This window comes from Pantoea sp. T14, assembly GCF_036663535.1.
Classification (GTDB): Bacteria; Pseudomonadota; Gammaproteobacteria; order Enterobacterales; family Enterobacteriaceae; genus Pantoea; species Pantoea phytostimulans.
Genome location: NZ_JAWUEB010000024.1, coordinates 200,272 through 218,943 on the forward strand (window position 1 = coordinate 200,272; position 18,672 = coordinate 218,943).

Consider the following 18,672-nt stretch of genomic DNA (forward strand, 5'->3'; position numbering starts at 1 on the left):
AAAACCAGAAGCAATGACCCAGAGAAAAAAACAACACGCCAGAAACAACACAGGGCGGTGATGCCGCCCTGTGTTGTTATACGTCATTGTCAGAGCGTCGCCAGTAACCGCTGCAAGCGCGGCCCAATCTGCTCAAACATGCGTGGCGAGATGATATCAACGTGCGCACAATCCATTGGCCAGATCTCCAGCTCCGCAACATACGGCGACCAGGCACGAGTGGCATCTTGTCCCGGCTGCTGCGTTTGTTCTGCGAGGAACAGCGTGGCGCGACCGTTGAAACGGATGCTGCGTGCCGTCGCCAGCAAACGTACTGAACTGGCGTAGTTGGCTTCGATAGTGTTAAACATCGCTTCCATCCCTTCGCCTGCCTGCTGACGCTGCGCAGCGATAAACTGTTCACGCTCGCGGTTTACCTCCTCCAGCACCGCCGGATCCAGGACATTTTCACCGCGCTTCTCATCCCAGTTCTGTGTTTCGGGTGGCCAGGTATCGAGCAGGCCAAGGAACGCCACTTTTTCGCCAAGCGCTTCGAGACGCGCAGCAATGCCTTGCGCCAGCGTGCCACCTAGCGAATAACCGATGAAATAGTAAGGGCCGTGCGGTTGCTGCTGACGAAGCGTGGCCAGATGTGCATCGCAGACCGCATCAAGATGCTGAGCCTGATTCAACGGACTATCGATATCCGGCGATTGAATGCCCATCAACGACCAGCGCGCATCCAGATAGCGTTGCAGCACGCTGAACTGCCAGGCAAAACCGGAAGCGGGATGGAAGCAGAACAGCGTTGGGCCATCGCCTTTACGTAACGGCAATACGGCTTCAAATCCGGCGCGACCCGCATCTTCCTCACTGCTTAACAGCGCAGCGAGTTTTTCTACCGTTGAAGCCACCATTACTTGCCCAACCGAAACCGGCAGGTTTAGGCTACGGCGCAGTTGCGCTGCAAGGCGCATCGCCAGCAGTGAATGGCCGCCCAGAGCAAAAAAGTCATCCTGTGCGCTGATATTGTCACGCTCAAGCAAGGCGGAGAATGCAGCGGCCAACGTGGTTTCCAGGCCGGGATGCGGCGCACGACCTGCGGCTGCAGCCTGGCTTTGCGGCATTGGCAGCGCTTTGCGATCGAGCTTGCCGTTGCTACTCAGCGGGAAAGCGTCAAGTTGAACCATTGCCACCGGCACCATGTGCGCGGGCAGATGAGCGGCGAGGGCGGCGCGCATCGCCTCGCTGTCAATCGGGTGATCCGCAACGACATATCCCACCAACTGTCGCGCATCGCCTTGCTGAATGGCATTGCCCAGCACCACGGCATGTGTCACCGCTTGCTCCACGCCGGGTAATGCCGCCATCGCATGATCGATCTCATTCAGTTCAATACGTTGACCACGAATCTTTAGCTGATCGTCGCTGCGGCCTAGATATTCCACCGCGCCGTTTTCCAGCCAGCGTGCTACGTCGCCGGTGCGATACATCCGCGTGCCGTTGCCGTAAGGATCGGCGACAAAACGGCTGGCAGTAAGATCAGGGCGATCAAGATAACCGTGCGCCAACTGCACGCCAGTCAGGTAAAGATCACCGGCTACGCCTGGCGGCACCGGCTGCAAGCGCGCATCGAGAATGCGTAAGCCGGTGTTCCACACCGGGAAGCCAATCGGCACGCTGGCACCCTGGACTGCCGCCAGTTCTGCGCCAAAAGCAGGATAGTAACTGACATCAACGGCGGCTTCGGTTGGACCGTATAAATTATGCAGTTCAACCTGAGTAAGCGCCTGCCATTGGCGTGACAGATCCGCAGGCAGCGCCTCGCCACTGCAAAAAACACGCCGCAGGCTGGCACATTGCGCTACCGCTTTATCATCGTGCAGCGAAGCGACAAAGGCCGCTAACATTGAAGGAACGAAGTGCGTGGTGGTAACGCGGTGGCGTGCGAACAGGTGTTGCAGCGCTTCGGGATCGCGATGCGCATCGGGTGGGGCCATCACTAATTGCGCGCCCACCAGCAGCGGCCAGAAAAACTCCCACACGGAAACATCAAAGCTGCTCGGGGTTTTTTGTAACACCACGTCGTCAGCGGTCAGCGGATAGTGATCCTGCATCCATAGCAGGCGGTTGACGATCGCTTCATGCCCGACCAAAACCCCTTTCGGACGACCGGTAGAACCGGAGGTATAGATGATGTAAGCGCCATCTTGCGGATGCGGCAAGAGAGAGGTGATTTCAGCAACCGGAGCCAAAAGTGCATCGTAGAACATCGGTTCCACGGGAGAAATCGCGGCCAGGCGCTGGGCCAGATCGCGGCTGGTTAGCAGCGTTTTCGGTGCGGCATCTTCTAACATCATCTGCAAACGATCGTCTGGATAGCCGGTATCCAGCGGCAAATACGCGGCGCCAACGCTAACAATTGCCTGTAGCGCCAGTGATAGAAACACAGAGCGCGGCAACGCCACGGCGACGATGTCACCGCGCTGAACGCCTTTAGCGATCAGTTCACTGGCCAGCGCCTGAACCTGTTGCTGCATCTCCTGATAATTTAGGTTGTGCAGGTTATCGGCCAGCGCGGGTGCATGCGGCGTACGCTGTGCCTGCTTGATCAGCAGGCTGCTTAAGGTTTCAGCGGGCAGCGTCACAGTAGTTTGATTGATCTCTGCCAACTGAAGATGTTCATCAGGTGTGAGCAGATTCAGTTCACCGCAGGCGCGATCTGGCTGCGTAGCGAGTTGGTTCAACAGTAAAGTGAAGCGATTGAGGTGCTGTTTCAGCGTGTTTTCACTGTAGCGTTCAGCATTTGCCAACAGTTCAAGGGTTAAGTCACCTTTTTCGCTGATGTAAATGGCGATCTCAAGATCGCGAACCGGGCCAGAAGCGAGCTGATGCGTGACGCCTTCAATGCCAGCGAAATCCAGCTGGTAATCGAACATTTTGAGATTGATCACCGGGCCATAAAGCGGATCGGTATCGCCAAGGCGACCCAGATCGCGCTGCACCTGCTCAGCATCAAAGCGTTGGTGACGGCGCATCTTTTTTACTTCTTTCGCGAGCTGCGTCGCCAGTGTGATCAACGGTTGTGTAGGATCGTAATGCACTGCCATCGGCAGCACATTGATCACCGGGCCGGTGGCGCACAGCGCGGCCGATCCGATACGGCGCATAAAAATAAAGCCAGCGGCAAAATCATTTTGTCCGCTCAGGCGTGCCAGCCAGAGCGCGACCAGCGCAAAAGCGGTATCCGCGGCGTTGAGATTATGTTGCTGCGTATGTGACAACAACGTCTGGAAAGAAGGGCGATCCAGCGCCAGTTCCAGACGCAGCAGATCGGTGCTGGCACTTTGCCCTGCCAGCGGCTGTGCGGCCAGCGAGGCGGGTGGCGGAAGCTGAGCCCCTTTTTCCCGCCAGAATTCACGGTCGCGCTGCCAGGTCGCCGATTGCTGGTAACGCTGATACTCCTCAACCACGTCACTGAATGGCACAAACGGCGTGGGTTCCGGCGCTTCGTTACGTTGCCCAGCGGTATAAAGATTGGCGATACGACGCGTCAAAGCGGTAAAGCTAAAACCATCAACTACCAGATGATGATAGCGCTGATACCAATACCAATGCTGATCGCCAAGACGCATCAGGCTGTGATGCCACAAGGGTGCACCGCTTAACACACGCAAATCGCCAGACATATCCTGATGCATCAAGGCGCGAGCCGCTGCTGCGGGATCGGTTTCGTGACGTAAATCGATGACATTGGGTTCACTAAAGGTCTGCGGAGAAGACCACTGCTGTGGCTCGCCATCTTGCTCGCCAAACGCCATATTCAGCGTATCCGCTTCTTTCATGCCAGCGACAATGGCCTTGGCCAGCATGGCACTGTTTAGCTCGCCGCGCAGCTCAACAAAGTGTGCGACCGCGTAAGCGTTGTGGTGTTTCGACAGCTGATCGGCAATCCAGATGCCAGGCTGCGCAGCGACCAGCGGCAGAGTGATATGTTCAGTAGGATTTCGGCTCATCAAGGTTTCAGACATCGTCGCTCCGGTTTGGGTTTTCGGTAACCGGACGGATGTCGTGCCAGTTTTCGTTTAACCAATGCAGGCAGGCTGCTTGCGGTTGCGGGCCGAATACGGTTTGCCATCCTGCGGGAATCGCATTGAAGGCGGGCCATAAACTGTATTGTTGCTGCGCATTTTTTAGCACATGACAATCCTGCTGGGGATCGTCAAATGGGTTGAGATGTTGCATGTCTGTCTCCTGCTCATAAAAGGCGAGCGAGATAAGCGGATTACCGGTGTTGCCACATTGCTTTCAGTCCATTCAGCAGGCCACCGCGCCAACACAGCGCATCGTGACCGCCTTCGACCGGGTGATAGTCGACCTGATGTCCACATTGAGTCAGGTCACTTTGAAGTTGTTGATTTGCTGCCAATATCAGGCGCTCGCGCTTGCCCGCTTCCAGGTAAAAACGGCGCGGTGGCGCAGCCAATAAACCTTGCTGCAATTGCTGTGGCAGCCAGCCGTTGGCCTTACCGCGTTCTGGCCACCAAAAGGAACCCGATAAGCTGACGGCGGCACCAAAGGTTTCTGGCCAGCTCAACGTGGCGTAAACCGATGAGAGGCCGCCGAAGCTTTGTCCGACAATAACCGTGTCAGCCGCTTCATGAGAATAGGCGGCCCATTGCTGTATTTGGGGCAGCAGCTCCTCTTGAATCGCCAGCCAAAAGTCGGCGTTACAAGGGAGTTCCTGGGTGCGGTGCTCGCGATCAATGATATCAATCATCACATAGACCGCAGCAGGCAACTCGCCCGCATCGGTAAGCTGCTGTAACGGCCCCGCAACAGGCATGGTATGTGCCCAAAACTGGCCATCTAAAAGTAGTGCCAATGGACGGTGTTCAACAGACGTATCGCCTGTGGTGTATAGCCAAATTGAGCGTTCATTGCCCAGCCGTTCACTGCGCCAGATGTGATGCTGCAACGGCAGTATTGGCGCAAGGCCTTCATCAACAGCGCGCCAGACATCCTGATTCGGTGAGTGCGGCAGATGCAGCGGAGAAACGCCCATGCCGCGTCCACCTGACCAACCGCGCAGAGGATTGAGCGAATCGATTTGTGCCGTAGGGAATTTATCGCGCCACCAGTTGCGTAGCGTATGCATGTCGGGCTGCCCCTGAAAGGCATCCGCCTGATCATCGGGCATCAGGCAATAGCTGCCGCGCCAGGTTGCAGGCAAGGTGGTTTGCCAGAACCAGACATCGGTCTCAGGAATGCGCGCTAAAGAGGGGGGAGCAGCTTGCTGATGGTGATCGGTCACGCCGGTAATATTGATCCAGACCCGCTGAGTTGATGACTGTGATTCATTACCTTGCGGGTCGCGCCAAAAAAACGTGACGTTGCAATCACCGGTTTCACTGGCCTCAACGAAGGGAATACCACGTTGTTGTTGTTCTTGCCACCAGCCTTCACTTCCGGTCATTTCATTTAACCACGTCATATACACCATCAGCCGATCACTGCACGTTGTTACTTTCATGAATGTTATGAATAATACTATTGATAATTATTTGCATTTGCAATAGGGTGTTTCCGCTCTACGGGGAGCGCGCGCGTTCCGTCTACCGCATCTGCTCTAATGAAGAGACGATGTTCTCCAAAGGACGGCCCGGTTAGATCTGGAATGCGTTGCAGGCAAGGTAAATACCTTTCACCGGCGCGCCAGCAGTTGCAATGCTGTTGGCAATCCAGGAAATAAAAAATGAAGAAATTATCACGGCTTTCATTAGCCATTTTGCTTGAAATCGGTTTGGCCGCATCTTTTGTTCCCGCAGCGCTTGCCGCGGAAACCACCTCTGAATCAAACACATCCAGCGACGATAACGCATCCACTGACGGTAGTAATGGCACGCTGGTGGTCAATGCAGCAGAACAGACGCTGCAAGCCCCAGGTGTTTCGACTATTACCGCTGACGAAATCAAAAAACGCCCGCCGGCACGTGATGTCTCTGAGATCATCCGTACCATGCCTGGCGTTAACCTCACCGGGAACTCTACCAGCGGCCAGCGCGGCAACAACCGCCAGATAGATATTCGCGGTATGGGCCCGGAAAATACCTTGATTTTGGTTGATGGCATGCCGGTTTCCAGCCGCAACTCGGTACGCCTTGGCTGGCGTGGCGAACGTGATACGCGCGGCGATACCAGCTGGGTTCCCCCTGAGATGATCGATCACATCGAAGTGATTCGCGGTCCGGCTGCGGCACGTTACGGCAACGGTGCGGCGGGCGGCGTGGTGAATATCATCACCAAGAAAGAGAGCAGTGCGTGGCACGGCTCCTGGAATACCTACTTCAATGCGCCAGAGCATAAAGAAGAAGGCTCGACCAAACGCACCAACTTCAGTTTGATGGGACCGTTAGGCGATGACTTTAGCTTTCGTCTTTATGGCGGACTCGCGAAAACTCAGGCTGATGCCCAGTTTATTAACGAAGGCCATCAGTCGCTTCGCACCGGCTCTTATGCAGATACCGTGCCTGCAGGGCGTGAAGGCGTAGAAAATAAAGATATCAATGCGTTGCTGCGCTGGGCTTTCGCTCCCATGCAGGCGCTTGAATTTGAAGCGGGCTATAGCCGTCAGGGCAACCTGTATGCAGGCGATACGCAAAACACCAATACCAGTGCCTTGGTGCAGAGCAAATACGGCGAAGAAACCAACCGGTTATATCGCCAGAACTTTGCGGTGACCTGGACCGGCGCGTGGGATAACGGCATCAGCACCCGTAGCTATGCGCGGTATGAAAATACCCGCAACTCGCGCATGGACGAAGGTTTGGCGGGCGGAACAGAGGGCATTTTCTCTGATGACGGCTTCTCAACCATTCAGTTAGATGACGTGATGCTGCACAGTGAGATCAGTGTGCCGTTTGAGTTGTTGGTTAATCAAACGGCGACCTTCGGTACCGAGTGGAACCAGCAGCGCATGAAAGATGGTTCCTCTAACAGCCAGGCGCTTTCGGGTGGCAATATTGACGGTTTATCTACCGGCACGCGCAGTCCTTATTCGCAGGCTGAAATCTTTTCACTGTTTGCCGAAGATAATATCGAAGTGACAGACAGCACGATGCTGACGCCAGCATTGCGCTTTGATCATCACTCGATTGTGGGTGACAACTGGAGCCCATCGCTGAATCTGTCGCAAGGTTTGGGTGATGACTTCACGCTGAAGTTAGGGATTGCGCGTGCGTATAAAGCGCCAAGCCTGTATCAGACCAACCCGAATTATGTGCTTTATAGCCGTGGCCAAGGCTGTGCGGCCAGCGCGGGTGCCTGTTATCTGATGGGGAATGATGACCTTAGTGCCGAAACCAGCATCAATAAAGAAGTTGGGCTGGAGTGGAAACATGACGGTTATCAAGCGGGCGTGACTTGGTTCCGCAATGACTATCGCAACAAAATCGAAGCGGGTTATTTGCCGACCGGAACGTCCACTTCCGGCACCACGGATGTCTATAAGTGGGAAAACGTACCGAAAGCGGTCGTTGAAGGTTTAGAGGGCACGCTGAATATTCCTTTCTCCGACACGGTGGCGTGGAACAACAATCTGACTTATATGCTGCAGAGTAAAAACAAGGAAACAGGCGATCGCTTGTCGATCATTCCTGAATACACCTTGAACTCTTCCCTAAGCTGGCAGGCCACACAGGATCTGTCGCTGGAAACAACCCTAACGTGGTACGGCTCGCAAACGCCGAAGAAATATAACTACAAAGGGGAAGCGGTGACCGGCAGTGAGAAGGATCAGGTTAGTCCTTATTCAATCGTTGGTATGAGCGGCACCTACGACATCAATAAGTACGCCAGCGTGACGCTGGGTATTGAGAACCTGTTCGATAAACGTCATTTCCGCGAAGGGAATGCGCAGACAACCGGTAACGAAACAACCGGCGCGTATATGTATGGCGCAGGCGCGAATACTTATAACGAGTCAGGTCGTACGTACTACGTGAGTGTTAATACTCACTTCTAATAAGCCGCAATAAAAAACGCAGCGGGTAGCAAGCCCGCTGCGTTGATCGTATTACTTCACTCAGTTGTTCTTATTGATATCGCTATATAACCTGCTCTCGAAACGCACCAGCGGAATTCGGCGTTGGCGTTGATCCTCTGGCGGCACAGCATAACCAGAAAGGAACTGCACGAAAGCCACACGCGTACCGCTTGAGGTCGTTATAAAGCCTGCCAGGTTATACACGCCTTGCAGTGAACCGGTTTTCGCTGAAACTTTGCCATCCAGTCCCGCTTCATGTAATCCGCCGCGATATTGCAATGTGCCATCGTAGCCCGCTAACGGCAGCATAGAGATGTAATCCAACGTATTGTCGTTCTTGGCGATGTATTGCAGCACCTGCATCATGGTTTCTGGCGAAATCAAATCGTGGCGTGATAAGCCCGATCCGTCGACCTGAATGCTGTTGCCCAGATCAATATTGGCTTTCTGCTTCAGGATGCGGCGTATCGCATCTGAACCCGCACGGAAAGTGCCCGGCACGTTGAAATAGTGATGGCCGATGGTACGGAAAACGGTATCGGCAATCATGTTGTCAGACTTTTTCAACATCATGCGCAACAGCGTATGCAGCGGCGCGGATTGCGTCGAGGCTAATACGGTGCCTGGTGATGTGGCTTGCGCTTGACGAACCAGATGGCCGCTGTAATCGATATCCGCTGCACGCAGTTCCGATTTTAAGATTTCGCCAGCCCAGGCTGCACCATCCTGTACTGCAAACGCCAGGGGCAGGGGTTCTGCGCGCTGTCGCATACAACCGGTTAAGGTATAGCGGTTCAATTCACCCGGCACCACATCCAGTTCACAATATTGACCTTCACCGCTGTTGCGGCCAAGGGTGCGAACTTGACTAAACATGTGTGCAGGATAATAAGAAGCGATGCGTACAAAGGCGTTCTCGCCTGGCGTATTGGCGCTATAAAGTGAAACTGAGAAACAGTTTTTATCCACTATTGCCGCCGCAGGAGGCGCACTAAAGCACTGTGTGAGATCGTTCCACGGCCAGCCGGGCGCCATGTCATGGCTGGCAAACACCGAAGTATCAATCACCAGATTGCCTTTGATATGCGTCACGCCCTGCTTTTTTAACGCAGCGACCATGTTACGCAGATCCTGACGGCTCAGCGTAGGATCGCCCGCAAAACGTGCCACTAAATCGCCGTTCAGCGTGCCATCAACAATGGCACCTTTGGTTTCAAACGTGGTTTGAAAACGGTAGTCGCCGCCTAATTCCAGCAAGGCCGCCAGCGCAGTAATCACTTTCATGGTACTCGCGGGCAACGCCATTTGCTTGCCGTGGTAATCGATGATCGGAGTTGATGCGCCGATTTTCTGCACCATCAACGCCAAATTAGCGCCGTCGGGCAAATATTGCATATATTCATCAACGGGGGCTGCTTGTGCCTGCAGCATAAATGCACAGGTTAATCCGGTAACAAGTCGTGAAAATCGCATAATCTCGCGGTAACTGGCATGTGAGGACGTCAATACTACGTCCCTGGACGGTGCAAAGTAAACGATGACCCGCAGGGAACTCTGGGGTAAAATACGTATCAAATTGCAAAACCTTTTCTGGCCTGGAAACTTATCTGGGTCAGGATTCTTTTGTTTTCAAAACGGCACAACGTGTCGCAGAACGCTTTTTTCTGCAATCACCGGTCAGGATGACACCGTTAAACAGGAAAGATGACGAGGAGCTTAAATGAATCAGATTCCGATGACGTTAAGAGGCGCTGAAAGATTGCGCGAAGAGCTGAACGAGCTGAAAACCGTGAAGCGCCCGCGCATCATCGCCTCGATTGCTGATGCTCGCGAGCATGGCGATTTGAAAGAAAATGCTGAATATCACGCTGCGCGTGAAGAGCAGGGCTTTTGTGAAGGCCGCATTCAGGAGATCGAAGCAAAACTCTCCAATGCACAGGTGATCGACATCACCCAAATGCCTAAAACCGGTCGCGTGATTTTTGGTTCAACGGTTAGCGTGCTGAACCTTGATACCGATGAAGAGTCAACCTATCGCATTGTGGGCGATGACGAAGCGGATTTTAAACAAAATCTGATTTCGGTGAACTCGCCAATGGCACGCGGGCTGGTGGGTAAAGAGGCCGATGATGTTGCTATCATCAAAACGCCTGGCGGCGATGTGGAATATGAAATCCTGAAGGTGGAATACCTTTAAGATGTTGCTACGCTTTGAAAAGCACAGAAGCACAATGTAAAGAAAGGAAAAAGGCCGCACTGCGGCCTTTTATCCTATGTGAGAGCATGGCACTTTCACTGCCCGATTATCGTGGCAGAGAAATTTTGCTCTCTTTAGCAGGGCGATACAGCACCAGCGTTTTGCCGATCACCTGAACGTTGTTGGCGCGTGTTTCACGCACGATTGCTTCAACGATCAGCAGTTTGGTTTCACGATCTTCCGAGGCAATTTTCACCTTGATCAATTCGTGATGTCCTAATGCGTATTCGATTTCGGCCAGCACGCCTTCGGTAAGGCCATTTCCACCGATCATCACGACCGGCTTGAGCGGATGGGCAAGACCTTTCAGGTGCTGTTTTTGTTTGGTACTTAGATTCATCGTATTTTTTACTTACTCAGGGATTGAAAACGGTTCATTCTACCGCCATCTCGGGTATATCGCCAAATCGACGCAACCCATTGCGTGCAGGTTTATCGCTACGATGACGATTTAGTTGGAAAAATTATGACGGGTAAAAAGCGTTCAGCCAGTTCTAGCCGCTGGCTCCAGGAACACTTTAGCGATAAATATGTGCTTCAGGCACAGAAAAAAGGGTTGCGCTCGCGCGCCTGGTTTAAACTTGAGGAAATACAGCAGGGTGACAAGCTTTTCAAACCCGGTATGACCGTGGTAGATCTGGGTGCAGCACCCGGTGGCTGGTCGCAATACGTTGTACAGCAGATAGGTGCAAAAGGTCGGGTCATCGCTTGTGATATTCTGCCGATGGATCCGATTGTCGGTGTCGATTTCCTTCAAGGTGATTTTCGTGAAGAATCGGTGATCAAAGCGCTGCTTGAACGCGTTGGTGATCAGAAAGTCCAGGTTGTCATGTCCGATATGGCACCTAACATGAGTGGTACACCTGCCGTAGATATTCCCCGGTCGATGTATTTAGTGGAACTGGCGCTGGAAATGAGTCGGGATATCCTGGCACCCGGCGGCAGCTTTGTAGTGAAAGTGTTTCAGGGAGATGGCTTCGATGAATACCTACGGGAAATTCGCTCCCTTTTTACGAAAGTGAAAATTCGGAAGCCAGACGCTTCGCGTTCACGTTCGCGTGAAGTGTACATTGTGGCGACTGGGCGCAAACTATAACCAAATTGCTGGAGAAGTAGGCTAGATCGCTGCGATTCCATGTATGAAGGATATATAGTACCCTACGCTATCTGTTAACACCGTTGTAATATGAGGTTAATCCCTTGAGTGACATGGCGAAAAACCTGATTCTCTGGTTAGTCATCGCGGTCGTGCTGATGTCTGTATTCCAGAGCTTTGGGCCCAGCGAGTCGAATGGCCGAAGGGTTGATTATTCAACCTTCCTGTCGGAAGTGAACCAGGATCAGGTCCGCGAGGCACGTATTAACGGGCGTGAAATTAACGTAGTTAAAAAAGACAGCAATAAATACACCACTTACATTCCTGTCAATGACCCCAAGTTGCTCGATAACCTCTTGACCAAAAACGTCAAAGTGGTTGGCGAACCGCCGGAAGAACCGAGCCTGTTGGCTTCAATCTTCATTTCGTGGTTCCCGATGCTGCTACTGATTGGCGTGTGGATCTTCTTTATGCGGCAGATGCAGGGCGGCGGTGGCAAAGGCGCGATGTCCTTTGGCAAAAGCAAAGCCCGCATGTTGACAGAAGATCAGATCAAAACCACGTTCTCTGACGTCGCTGGTTGCGATGAAGCGAAGGAAGAAGTTGCTGAACTGGTGGAATACCTGCGCGAACCAAGCCGCTTCCAAAAACTGGGTGGTAAAATTCCGAAAGGCGTTTTGATGGTTGGCCCGCCAGGTACAGGTAAAACGTTGTTGGCAAAAGCGATTGCCGGTGAAGCTAAAGTACCTTTCTTTACTATCTCAGGTTCTGACTTCGTAGAAATGTTCGTAGGTGTGGGTGCATCTCGTGTGCGCGACATGTTTGAACAAGCGAAGAAAGCTGCACCTTGCATCATCTTTATCGATGAGATCGATGCTGTAGGTCGTCAACGTGGTGCCGGTTTAGGCGGCGGTCACGATGAGCGTGAGCAGACGCTTAACCAGATGTTGGTTGAGATGGATGGTTTCGAAGGTAATGAAGGCATTATCGTTATCGCAGCAACTAACCGTCCTGATGTGCTTGACCCAGCGCTGCTGCGTCCGGGTCGCTTCGACCGTCAGGTTGTGGTTGGTTTGCCAGACGTACGTGGACGTGAGCAGATTCTGAAAGTACATATGCGTCGCGTTCCATTAGCGACCGATATTGATGCTGCAATCATTGCTCGTGGTACGCCAGGCTTCTCCGGTGCGGATCTTGCTAACCTTGTGAATGAAGCTGCGCTGTTTGCTGCTCGCTCTAACAAACGTGTTGTGTCGATGGTTGAGTTCGAAAAAGCGAAAGACAAAATCATGATGGGTGCGGAACGTCGCTCTATGGTGATGACGGAATCGCAGAAAGAATCAACCGCATATCATGAAGCAGGCCATGCAATTATTGGTCGTCTGGTTCCAGAACACGATCCGGTTCACAAAGTAACAATTATTCCACGTGGCCGCGCGTTGGGTGTGACCTTCTTCTTACCGGAAGGCGATGCAATCAGCGCCAGCCGTCAGAAACTGGAAAGTCAGATCTCTACGCTATACGGCGGTCGTTTGGCTGAAGAGATTATCTACGGTGCTGAACGTGTTTCTACCGGTGCGTCGAATGACATCAAAGTCGCGACAAATCTGGCACGCAACATGGTTACACAGTGGGGCTTCTCGGAGAAACTCGGTCCATTGCTGTATGCGGAAGAAGAGGGTGAAGTGTTCCTTGGGCGTTCAGTTGCTAAAGCGAAACACATGTCTGATGAAACCGCGCGCATCATTGATCAGGAAGTTAAGCACCTGATTGACAGCAACTACCAACGTGCTCGCCGCATTCTGGGTGAAAACATGGACATCCTTCATGCGATGAAAGACGCGCTGATGAAGTATGAAACCATTGATGCACCACAGATCGACGACCTGATGGCACGCCGCGAAGTGCGTCCACCAGCGGGCTGGGAAGATCCAGGCAGCAGCAATTCTGACAGCAACGGTACGCCAAAGGCGCCACGTCCGGTTGATGAACCGCGTACGCCAAATCCTGGTAATACTATGTCAGAGCAGCTCGACAAATAAGCTGTAACGTCGTCAAATAAAACCCCGGCTGGTCCGGGGTTTTTTATATTCTGAAATTGTTACTCAAGGAGTTTTTCGCCATGAAGTTGTTCGCTCGTGATTCCCATCTCGATTTATCTTTTCCCCATGTGATGGGTATTTTAAATGTCACGCCGGATTCCTTTTCAGATGGCGGTAAACATAACGTCTTGGTTGATGCGCTCACGCATACCAACGAAATGGTCAATGCAGGTGCCACCATTATTGATGTTGGTGGAGAATCGACACGTCCCGGCGCAGATGAAGTCAGTGTTGAAGAAGAGCTGGAGCGTGTTATTCCGGTTGTTGAAGCGATTGCCCAGCGTTTTGAAGTTTGGATTTCAGTCGATACCTCAAAACCTGAAGTTATTCGTGAATCTGCACGTGTAGGGGCTCACATCATCAATGACATTCGTTCATTATCTGAACCGGGTGCACTTGAAGCAGCGGCTGAAACGGGACTACCTGTGTGTCTGATGCACATGCAGGGCGAGCCGCGTACTATGCAGCAGGCACCAGAATATGAAAACATTTTAAGCGAAGTAGACGCTTACTTCGTTAATCAGATCGCACGCTGTGAAGCCGCAGGGATTAAAAAAGAGAATCTGATACTCGACCCAGGCTTTGGTTTCGGTAAAAATCTGAGCCACAACTATGAGCTGCTGGCTCACCTTAGCGATTATCACCATTTTGGTTTACCGCTATTGGTGGGTATGTCGCGTAAATCGATGATTGGCCAATTATTAAATGTCGGTCCTGGCCAACGTTTAACTGGCAGCCTTGCCTGTGCGGTTATTGCTGCTATGCAAGGCGCACAAATCATTCGCGTACACGACGTCAAAGAAACTGTCGAAGCGATGCGCGTAGTTGAAGCAACGCGTAGAGCAAAAGGATAATTAGGCATGAGTAATCGTAAATATTTCGGTACAGATGGCATTCGCGGCAAAGTGGGTGAAGCACCTATTACACCTGATTTTGTACTGAAATTGGGCTGGGCGGCCGGTAAAGTGCTGGCGCGACACGGCTCAAAAAAAATTATTATCGGCAAAGATACGCGTATTTCGGGTTACATGCTGGAATCAGCATTAGAAGCGGGTTTAGCCGCGGCAGGATTATCCGCAGCCTTTACAGGGCCAATGCCTACGCCCGCCATCGCTTATCTGACTCGCACTTTTCGTGCCGAAGCTGGCATTGTGATCTCCGCGTCGCATAATCCTTTTGACGATAATGGCATTAAATTTTTCTCATCTGAGGGCACTAAATTGCCTGACGAAGTAGAGGAAGCCATTGAATTAGAAATGGAAAAGCCGATTACCTGTGTCGAGTCAGCTGCATTAGGGCGCGCAAGCCGTATTGTCGATGCTGCCGGACGTTACATTGAATTTTGCAAAGGCACCTTTCCAAGCGAACTCAATCTCAACGGACTGAAAATTGTGGTGGATTGCGCGAATGGCGCGACGTATCACATTGCTCCTAACGTATTGCGCGAATTGGGTGCGACGGTTATTGCTATTGCCACCCAGCCGGATGGGATGAACATCAACAAAGAGTGCGGCGCGACCGATCTGAAAATGCTTCAGCAGCGTGTACTCGCCGAAAAAGCGGACATCGGCTTAGCCTATGACGGCGACGGCGATCGCATCATGATGGTTGATCATCTTGGCGAAAAAGTGGATGGCGACCAGATTCTCTACATCATCGCGCGTGAAGGCTTGCGTCAAGGCCAATTGCGCGGCGGTGTAGTCGGCACGCTGATGAGTAATATGGGCTTAGAGTTGGCGCTTAAGCAGTTAGGCATTCCTTTTGTTCGGGCTAAAGTCGGTGATCGCTATGTGCTGGAAAAAATGCAGGAAAAAGGCTGGCGCTTAGGAGCAGAGAACTCTGGTCATGTCATTTTGCTGGATAAAACCACGACGGGTGATGGCATCGTAGCAAGTTTGCAAGTACTCACTGCAATGGTGCGTAACCATATGAGCCTGCACGATTTGTGCAGCGGTATGAAAATGCTGCCTCAGGTATTAGTCAATGTACGCTTTACGGGTGAACACGATCCGCTGGAAAGCGAAGCAGTGAAAGCGGTAACCGTAGAAGTGGAAAAAGCCCTGGCTGGACGTGGTCGCGTATTGCTCCGAAAATCAGGAACTGAACCTCTGATTCGCGTCATGGTTGAAGGTGAAAACGAGGCACAGGTAATTGAATTAGCCAATCGTATCGCCGATCAAGTGAAGGCTGTTTAAGCTGTTTAAAGGCGGTAGGCAATAGGCCGAACCGCCTGTAAAATCACCGGGATGGCGCTTTTTTCTGCAATCAGCGTGTCTGTTGCAAATTGCACTTGCAGAGGTATGCGCCTTTGGTTAGTATTCACACCCGCTTCTGATGGGTGATGACGAGATATCCCATCAATACTGGTTGAAGCTTTAACTGTACGATTACCGTGCAAGGAACAGGTTGAATATGTACGAAGCTCTTTTAGTTGTTTTCCTTATTGTAGCTATCGCCCTCGTGGGTATGATCATGCTGCAGCAAGGCAAAGGCGCTGATATGGGAGCCTCATTCGGTGCAGGCGCATCCGGTACGTTGTTTGGTTCAAATGGGTCAGGAAACTTCATGACTCGTATGACTGGCATCTTAGCGGCATTGTTCTTCATCATCAGCTTGGTTCTGGGTAATTTGAACAGCAATAAAACTTCGAAAGGAAGCGAGTGGGAAAATCTTTCTGCGCCAGCGCAGTCTCAGCAGACTGAACAGCCAGCGCAACCGGCAACGCCGGGTAACGATATTCCTAAGTAAATTCGTCAACGCTTGCGACGCAACTGATTCACGTTGCGGTCTGAAAAGTGCCGAGGTGGTGGAATTGGTAGACACGCTACCTTGAGGTGGTAGTGCCCGATTGGGCTTACGGGTTCAAGTCCCGTCCTCGGTACCAAATCTTAGTATTACTTGCATTTAATGCATGTTCGGCGTAATATTCGCCACGTTTTCGGACGCGGGGTGGAGCAGCCTGGTAGCTCGTCGGGCTCATAACCCGAAGGTCGTCGGTTCAAATCCGGCCCCCGCAACCACTTTCCCTTAGAGTTCTTTTTCAAATATACTGTATGCATCCACGGGCGCATTCGCAGCGAATTTTAAAAAAATTCTTTTGGATTGGGTCCGAGCCGCTTCGCGGCATACAGGGTCCAGTGATAAAAAGCCCCGAATTTTCGGGGTTTTTTGTTATTAGCGAATCGTAATACTGGGCTTTAGGCCCTTTTTTTATGTCTTGGGGGTGGGCTTGTCCACATTAGAGCAAAAATTGACAGATTTGATATCGGCTCCGGTAGAAGCACTGGGCTACGAACTGGTGGGAATTGAATTCGTTCGGAGTCGCACATCAATCCTGCGCATCTATATTGATAGTGAAGATGGCATCAATGTCGATGATTGCGCGGATGTCAGCCACCAGGTGAGCGCAGTAATGGATGTTGAAGATCCCATTACCGTGCCTTACAACCTTGAGGTGTCCTCACCGGGACTCGATCGTCCGCTGTTTACCGCTGAACATTATGAGCGCTATGCAGGTGATGAAGTGACTCTGGTGCTGCGTATGGCCGTTCAAAACCGCCGTAAATGGCAGGGAATCATCAAGTCTGTAGAAGGCGAGATGATCACGGTAAACGTTGAGGGTAAAGATGAAGTGTTCGCGCTGAGTAATATTCAGAAAGCGAACCTGGTCCCCCACTTTTAAAAGTCCGGATTGAGGCTAACCAGGATGAATAAAGAGATCTTAGCTGTTGTAGAAGCCGTTTCTAACGAAAAAGCCCTGCCGCGTGAGAAAATCTTCGAAGCGCTGGAGAGCGCGCTGGCTACTGCGACCAAGAAAAAGTACGAGCAAGAAATTGAGGTGCGCGTAAGCATTGATCGCAGAAGTGGCGATTTCGATACTTTCCGCCGTTGGGAGATCGTAAACGAGGTTACACAGCCAACGCGCGAGATCACACTGGATGCGGCCCGCTTCGAAGACGAAGCATTCAATCTGGGCGAATATGTTGAAGATCAGATTGAATCGGTTACTTTTGACCGCATTACTACTCAAACCGCGAAGCAGGTTATCGTACAAAAAGTACGTGAAGCTGAGCGTGCGATGGTGGTTGATCAATTCCGCGAGCAGGAAGGCGAAATCATTACTGGCGTGGTAAAAAAAGTTAACCGCGACAATATTTCGTTAGACTTAGGCAGCAATGCCGAAGCGGTGATTCTGCGTGAAGATATGCTGCCGCGTGAAAACTTCCGCCCAGGCGACCGCATTCGTGGCGTACTCTATTCAGTACGACCTGAAGCGCGTGGCGCGCAGCTGTTTGTGACGCGTTCCAAACCGGAAATGTTGATCGAACTGTTCCGCATCGAAGTGCCAGAAATTGGCGAAGAAGTGATTGAAATTAAAGCCGCTGCTCGTGATCCGGGCTCGCGTGCCAAAATTGCTGTAAAAACCAATGACAAACGTATCGATCCGGTAGGTGCTTGTGTGGGTATGCGCGGTGCGCGTGTTCAGGCTGTATCCAGCGAACTGGGTGGCGAGCGTATCGATATCGTGCTGTGGGATGACAATCCGGCACAGTTTGTTATTAATGCCATGGCTCCGGCTGATGTGGCATCAATCGTGGTTGATGAAGATAATCACACCATGGATATCGCTGTAGAAGCTGGAAATCTGGCTCAGGCGATCGGCCGTAACGGCCAAAACGTGCGTCTGGCTTCCCAATTAAGTGGTTGGGAACTGAACGTGATGACCGTCGATGATCTGCAAGCTAAGCATCAGGCTGAAGCACATGCAGCTATCGATATGTTCACCAAACATCTCGACGTTGATGAAGAATTCGCTACCATTCTGGTGGAAGAAGGATTCTCTTCGCTGGAAGAATTGGCTTATGTGCCTATCGACGAGCTGTTGGAAATTGACGGCCTCGACGAAGAGACCATTGAAGCCCTGCGTGAACGAGCAAAAAATGCGTTAACCACCCTGGCATTAGCGAAAGAAGAGAGCCTTGGTAATCAGGAGCCCGCTGAGGATCTTCTGAATCTTGAGGGCTTGGATCGTGCGCTGGCTTATCGCCTGGCAGCAAAAGGCGTTTGCACGCTGGAAGATCTCGCTGAGCAAGGTGTTGACGATCTGACGGATATTGAAGGCATGACTGATGAGCAAGCAGGCTCGCTAATTATGGCCGCACGAAATATCTGCTGGTTCGGCGATGACGCGTAA

At 52.0% G+C, this 18,672-nt stretch carries 14 protein-coding genes and 2 tRNA genes; 11 read left to right on the forward strand and 5 right to left on the reverse strand.

The window, feature by feature from the left end; translation table 11 throughout:
- Positions 1–89: 89 nt before the first annotated feature.
- Genes SC127_RS12135 through fes form a run of 3 tightly spaced genes read right to left on the reverse strand, consistent with a single transcriptional unit; the run spans position 90 to position 5,482 of the window.
- A complete protein-coding gene (locus tag SC127_RS12135; RefSeq protein WP_332626651.1) occupies positions 90–4,010 on the reverse strand; it encodes an enterobactin synthase subunit F in 3,921 nt (1,306 codons plus the stop codon).
- Positions 4,003–4,224 carry an MbtH family protein gene (locus SC127_RS12140; RefSeq protein WP_215847799.1) on the reverse strand — a complete coding sequence of 74 codons (222 nt, stop codon included), beginning with the start codon at positions 4,222–4,224 and terminating at the stop codon, positions 4,003–4,005. Before SC127_RS12140 ends, SC127_RS12135 begins: the two co-directional genes overlap by 8 nt.
- 40 nt (positions 4,225–4,264) lie before the next feature.
- Positions 4,265–5,482, reverse strand: a complete 1,218-nt coding sequence (gene fes / locus SC127_RS12145; RefSeq protein ID WP_332626652.1) for an enterochelin esterase — start codon at positions 5,480–5,482, stop codon at positions 4,265–4,267.
- A 252-nt stretch (positions 5,483–5,734) separates the two neighbouring features.
- On the opposite strand from fes, the gene SC127_RS12150 reads away from it, so the two are divergent.
- The gene (locus SC127_RS12150; RefSeq protein ID WP_243078719.1) at positions 5,735–8,002 is read left to right on the forward strand and encodes a TonB-dependent siderophore receptor; all 2,268 of its coding nucleotides are present in this window, start codon (positions 5,735–5,737) and stop codon (positions 8,000–8,002) included.
- Between the two features lie 60 nt (positions 8,003–8,062).
- On the opposite strand, the gene dacB is transcribed toward SC127_RS12150, so the two are convergent.
- On the reverse strand, positions 8,063–9,496 hold the full coding sequence (dacB, locus tag SC127_RS12155) for a serine-type D-Ala-D-Ala carboxypeptidase (RefSeq protein ID WP_243078823.1): 1,434 nt from the start codon (positions 9,494–9,496) through the stop codon (positions 8,063–8,065).
- Positions 9,497–9,743: 247 nt separating this feature from the next.
- Here dacB and greA point away from each other — a divergent pair, with 247 nt between their 5' ends.
- Entirely contained in the window at positions 9,744–10,220 is a 477-nt protein-coding gene (gene greA, locus SC127_RS12160; protein WP_215847797.1) for a transcription elongation factor GreA, read from the forward strand.
- 106 nt (positions 10,221–10,326) lie between these two features.
- On the opposite strand, the gene yhbY is transcribed toward greA, so the two are convergent.
- The gene (gene yhbY, locus SC127_RS12165) at positions 10,327–10,620 is read right to left on the reverse strand and encodes a ribosome assembly RNA-binding protein YhbY (RefSeq protein WP_215847796.1); all 294 of its coding nucleotides are present in this window, start codon (positions 10,618–10,620) and stop codon (positions 10,327–10,329) included.
- Between the two features lie 126 nt (positions 10,621–10,746).
- Here yhbY and rlmE point away from each other — a divergent pair, with 126 nt between their 5' ends.
- The 9 genes from rlmE (at position 10,747) to nusA (ending at position 18,672) form a co-directional block, all read left to right on the forward strand.
- Positions 10,747–11,376, forward strand: a complete 630-nt coding sequence (gene rlmE / locus SC127_RS12170; protein ID WP_243078718.1) for a 23S rRNA (uridine(2552)-2'-O)-methyltransferase RlmE — start codon at positions 10,747–10,749, stop codon at positions 11,374–11,376.
- Positions 11,377–11,489: 113 nt separating this feature from the next.
- Positions 11,490–13,418, forward strand: a complete 1,929-nt coding sequence (gene ftsH / locus SC127_RS12175) for an ATP-dependent zinc metalloprotease FtsH (RefSeq protein ID WP_215847795.1) — start codon at positions 11,490–11,492, stop codon at positions 13,416–13,418.
- Positions 13,419–13,498: 80 nt separating this feature from the next.
- Complete coding sequence (folP, locus tag SC127_RS12180; RefSeq protein ID WP_332626654.1) at positions 13,499–14,332, forward strand: dihydropteroate synthase; 834 nt, start codon at positions 13,499–13,501, stop codon at positions 14,330–14,332.
- A 6-nt stretch (positions 14,333–14,338) separates the two neighbouring features.
- Positions 14,339–15,673: a phosphoglucosamine mutase gene (gene glmM, locus SC127_RS12185; protein WP_243078716.1), complete on the forward strand. Its 1,335-nt coding sequence runs from the start codon at positions 14,339–14,341 to the stop codon at positions 15,671–15,673.
- Positions 15,674–15,890: 217 nt separating this feature from the next.
- Entirely contained in the window at positions 15,891–16,226 is a 336-nt protein-coding gene (gene secG / locus SC127_RS12190; protein ID WP_215848349.1) for a preprotein translocase subunit SecG, read from the forward strand.
- Positions 16,227–16,275: 49 nt separating this feature from the next.
- A tRNA-Leu gene (locus SC127_RS12195) sits at positions 16,276–16,362 on the forward strand.
- Positions 16,363–16,421: 59 nt separating this feature from the next.
- A tRNA-Met gene (locus SC127_RS12200) sits at positions 16,422–16,498 on the forward strand.
- A 209-nt stretch (positions 16,499–16,707) separates the two neighbouring features.
- Positions 16,708–17,160 (forward strand): ribosome maturation factor RimP, encoded by a 453-nt coding sequence (gene rimP, locus SC127_RS12205; protein ID WP_243078715.1) that lies wholly within the window; start codon positions 16,708–16,710, stop codon positions 17,158–17,160.
- A 24-nt stretch (positions 17,161–17,184) separates the two neighbouring features.
- Positions 17,185–18,672, forward strand: a complete 1,488-nt coding sequence (gene nusA / locus SC127_RS12210; RefSeq protein ID WP_243078714.1) for a transcription termination factor NusA — start codon at positions 17,185–17,187, stop codon at positions 18,670–18,672.